General features: G+C 55.3%; 3 protein-coding genes and 1 pseudogene. 1 reads left to right on the top strand and 3 read right to left on the bottom strand.

The genetic code is table 11. From position 1 onward, the window contains the following. Window positions 1-257, top strand: a pseudogene (locus tag ABWO75_RS13335) (hypothetical protein); the annotation flags it as partial. 3 nt (window positions 258-260) lie between these two features. On the opposite strand, the gene ABWO75_RS13330 reads toward ABWO75_RS13335, so the two are convergent. The 3 genes from ABWO75_RS13330 to ABWO75_RS13320 form a co-directional block, all read right to left on the bottom strand. After that, on the bottom strand, window positions 261-1,580 hold the full coding sequence (locus tag ABWO75_RS13330; RefSeq protein ID WP_353186326.1) for a mechanosensitive ion channel family protein: 1,320 nt from the start codon (window positions 1,578-1,580) through the stop codon (window positions 261-263). A gap of 106 nt (window positions 1,581-1,686) precedes the next feature. Then, window positions 1,687-3,708 carry a M3 family metallopeptidase gene (locus tag ABWO75_RS13325; protein ID WP_353186324.1) on the bottom strand — a complete coding sequence of 674 codons (2,022 nt, stop codon included), beginning with the start codon at window positions 3,706-3,708 and terminating at the stop codon, window positions 1,687-1,689. Window positions 3,709-3,778: 70 nt separating this feature from the next. After that, window positions 3,779-4,473, bottom strand: a 695-nt coding sequence (locus ABWO75_RS13320; RefSeq protein ID WP_353186322.1) for an ATP-dependent helicase C-terminal domain-containing protein, incomplete at its 5' end; no start/stop codon positions are given.

Below are 4,473 nucleotides of genomic sequence, written 5' to 3'. Positions count from 1 at the left end.
GGAAAGACGACCTGCTGTACCTGCACCGGAAAGCCGCTGAGCTGGGGTTCTGGAACCTGCCGGACGACATGACCACACCCACCGATACGGACGAAACGCCCGTGCCCCGCTTTTTCCTGCAGTTTAATTACAAAGAGAAAAGCAAACAGGTAACCCTGGATGCCGATTTCAACACCGGCAATCCGAAAATGCGGGAAACGGCCAAATCGGTTATCGATGAAGTGCGCCGGGTGTTGAGCGACGCACACGACCGCTAGGGGTTAACGCTGCTGCGGCCCCGCTTCTGTTTCCTGTTTCAGCGCCTGTAATCTGAGATTACGGATATCATCCGAGGCGGGCGATTCAAATACTTCCAGATTGAAATACTTGATTGCCGATAGCAGGTGGTCGAAGAGGTCGGCCATTATGCCTTCGTAGACCGCCCACCGGGTATCGGCGGTAAACATGTAGAGTTCGATTGGCAGGCCGTGCTCGCTGGGCGACAACTGCCTGACCAGGAAGGTCATGTCTTTCCGGATCTGAGGGTTCACCTCGGCATACCGGTTGATGTATTGCCTGAACAATCCTACATTGGTCATGTTGCGCCCATTGACCGGCATGGTGCGGTCGGCGCCGCTTTCCGCATTGAATTTGTCAATTTCCTGCTGCCGGCCGTCAATGTAATCGGTAAGCAGCTGGATCTTCCGTAATTCGGTCAGTTCTTCGGGTGTCACGTAACGGATGGAGGAGATTTTGATGTGGATGGCCCGCTTGATCCGGCGCCCTCCGGTTTCCTGCATCCCCCGCCAGTTTTTCACGGAATCCGTGATCAGGTAGTAGGTAGGTATGGTGCTGATGGTTTTATCCCAGTTCCGCACCTTTACCGTGTTGAGGTTGATCTCAACGACGTCGCCGTCGGCGCCGTATTTGGGCATCTCAATCCAGTCGCCCACCCGTACCATGTCGTTGGTAGATACCTGTATGCTGGCGACAAAGCCCAAAATCGTATCTTTAAACACGAGCATCAGGATGGCCGACGCTGCGCCCATGGCGGTAAGGAATGCCCAGGGTGATTGTCCTGTCAGTGCCGTGAACAGGATAATGCCCGCAATGAAAAATAAAAAGATGTCGATCACCTGCAAGTAGCTTTCCAATGGCTTATCCTGGAAGCTTGCCTTTGTACGCAGGTGATCCCGGACCGACCGGAACAGCGACCTGAAAAATGCGATCCACGCGAACACGAGCAGAATGCCGATCAGTTTGCCGGCAATGCTTATCCAACCTGGAAATCCGGTCAGCACTGCCGGAATCAGCGACGAGGCCAGGGAGAGGGGTATAATCCGCGCCAGCTTTGCCGGTGCCCGGTTGTTAATGAGGTAGTCGTCAAATTTCGTTTTGGTGTTTCGAGCCATCCGGCCCAGGAGGCTCCGCAAAACACCGCGGGAGATGGCATATACAGCCCATAACACAACGAAGAAGAGTCCCAGCTGGATGAAGAGGTTCAAGTACCTGGCTGCGGTTTCGGGGAGCCCCCAGTTGAGCAGTAGCTGATACGTAAATTGGTAAATCTGAGTTGGATCGGTAGCCGCTAATAATCCCATAAATCTTGCCTGATAGAAATTCAAAATAGCCTGAAAGGCCCTGGAAGTAGGCAAATATAGGAAATTTCCCCGGCACGGGGAAATGTTACCGCCAATCCGGCCGGAATTAAACCAGTCCGGCCCGCTTCAGCAACGCCTGCGGGTCGGGCTTGCGGCCCCGGAACCGGACGTAGAGTTCCATGGGGTCTACCGTGCCGCCAAGGCGTAACAGATCCTTAAATTTAGCGGCGGTTTCGGGGTCAAATATCCCGTTTTCCTGAAAATAGGAAAAGGCATCTGCATCGAGCACTTCCGCCCACTTATAGGAATAATAACCCGCGGAATAGCCACCTGCAAAGATGTGGGAGAATGAAGGGCTCTGTGCGGTTCCCGGGAGGTGGGCATAGAGCTGGGCATCGCGCACGGTTTCCGTTTCAAACGTTTCGATTGAGGTGCCGTCCGCCAGTTTGCCGGTGTGGTATGCCATGTCAAGCAGTCCGAAGCCGAGCTGCCGCAGGGTCTGATACCCTTCCATGAAATTGGCGGCTGCCACGATTTTGTCGATTTCCGTCTCGGGCAACGGTTCGCCGGTCTGGAAGTGTTTTGCAAACGAACGGAGAAATGCCTTGTCGTAACAATAGTTTTCCATGAACTGGGAAGGAAGTTCCACAAAATCCCAATAAACATTCGTGCCCGAAAGGCTTTCGAATGTCGTGTCGGCCAGCATGCCGTGCAGCGCATGGCCGAATTCATGAAAGAGCGTGGTAACCTCGGTGAAGGTAAGCAGCGACGGGGTATCGCCCACCGGACGCGCAAAATTACATACAATGGAAATATGCGGCCGGATATTTTGTTCGTTATCGCGGTATTGGCCACGGTAAGCCGTCATCCAGGCGCCGGCACGTTTGCCTTCACGGGGATGCCAGTCGGTATACAGCAGGGCCTTGTGGCTGCCCTGTTCAGTGACTTCATATACGGTCACTTCCGGATGGTATTTCTGGATGTCGTTCCGTTCGGAGAAAGTGAGTCCGTAGAGGCGGTTTGCGGCATCGAATGCCGCGTCGAGCACGCGATCCAGCGGGAAATAAGGCTTCAGTGCTTCTTCGGACAGGTCAAAACGGGCTTCCCGAAGCTTTTCGGCATAATAGGCGTGGTCGTACGGCATGATTTGGGTAATGCCATCCGCCGCGGCCAACGCTTGCAGCGCCGCAATTTCCTGCTGCGCATGTGGCCGGGCCTTTTGCAGCAAATCGTGGAGGAAATCAAAAACCGTATCCGGCGTAGCAGCCATCCGCTCCTGCAGTACAAACTCGGCGTGCGTATCAAATCCCAGCAGTTTTGCCCGTTTTGCCCGCAGATCCACGATGGTGCGGATCACTTCCTCATTATTGTTCTCGTTATCCTTAAACGCTCTTTTTCCGGCGGCAAGCTGCATCGCTTTGCGTAAATCGCGGTTAGCCGCATATTTCATGAACGGCATAAAACTGGGGAAATGGAGGGTGAACACCCATCCGGACATTCCCCGCTTTTCGGCTTCCGCCCGCGCGGCTCCCACAATGGAGTCCGGAAGACCGGCCAGATCCGCTTCCTGCTCGATGTGCAGCTGGTAGGCGTTGGTTTCCTGCAGGACGTGCTGGGAGAATTTCATGGTAAGCGTCGCCAGCTGCTGGTCGATATCCCGGAGCTGCGTTTTTTCCGCCTCGGACAGCAGTGCCCCGTTTCTTACAAAGCTTTTGTACGTTTTGTCCAGCAACCGGTTTTCCTCAGCCGTCAGTGCCGATCGGTCCGTATGCTCAACAACGTGTTTCACACGCCGGAAGAGCGCTTCGTTCAGCATCAGGTCGTTGTTGTATTCCGCCAACAGCGGGGAGAGTTCCTGGGCGAGTTGCTGCAGGTAATCCGTGGTCTCTGCGGAATCGAGGTTGAAGAACGTGGATGAGACGACGTCGAGCTGCTTGCCGACGCGTTCCAGTGCCGCAATGGTATTCGCAAAGTCGGGTGCCGCTTCGTTATCCACCAGGTCCGCTATTTCGGTTTTCGCCCGGCTGATCCATTCCAGCATGGCGGGCTTAAAGTGTTCTTGTTGGATCTGCTCAAAAGGTACACTCTGGAATGCGGTGTCAAAGGGGTGTAATAGTGGATTGCTCATGGATATCTGATTACTGTGCTAACGACTGATCGGCCAAAATTAATAAAAAATACCCCACACGCCGAACGGCCTACAGCTGTTTTTTCCGGGGCACCCCGCTAACGGCTTTGGCATCAAGCGGGTTATCGGGCCAGGCGTGTTTGGGATAACGTCTCCGCAGCTCTTTGCGTACCTCGAAATAGGTGGTTTGCCAGAAACTCCGCAGGTCGGCGGTCACCTGGACGGGTTTAAAACCGGGAGAAAGCAAGTGAATGATCACCGGCGTACGCCCGTCGTTGATCCGGGGTGTTTCGAGCAGACCGAAGACTTCCTGCAACCTGACGGATAAAACCGGCGGTTCGCCGTGTGGCGAGTACTGCAGCTTAATTACCGAACCACTGGGCACCTGAAGGTGTTCGGGTGCCAGTTGGCCGACCGCACGCTGCTGTTCGATGTTGAGGCTGTACCGAAGGATTTGCAGCAGGTCAAGCTTTTTCAGCTCCTCCGCTTTCCGGATGCCCGCAAGGTAGGGCGCCAGCCAGCGGTCCGGCTGCCCGAGCAGTGCATCGGTTGTTACATCGGGCCATTCCTCGTCGGGCCGCCACCGGCCCAGGCTCAGCACCCGGTGCTGCCAGTTGGTTACGTCGGCCGTGAACGGCAGCAGCCGGCTACCCGCTGATTGGAGGGCCGTGCAGATGGCGCGGACGATCGAATCTTCATCGGGCGTGGGCAGCGGAACGGATTCAAGTACGATGTTTCCGATACGGACGTCGCGGGTGGCTATGA

This window comes from Parapedobacter lycopersici, from assembly GCF_040395035.1.
Classification (GTDB): Bacteria; Bacteroidota; Bacteroidia; order Sphingobacteriales; family Sphingobacteriaceae; genus Parapedobacter; species Parapedobacter lycopersici_A.
Note: the sequence above shows the minus strand (reverse complement) of the source record. Positions and strands in the feature narration are given on the sequence as shown.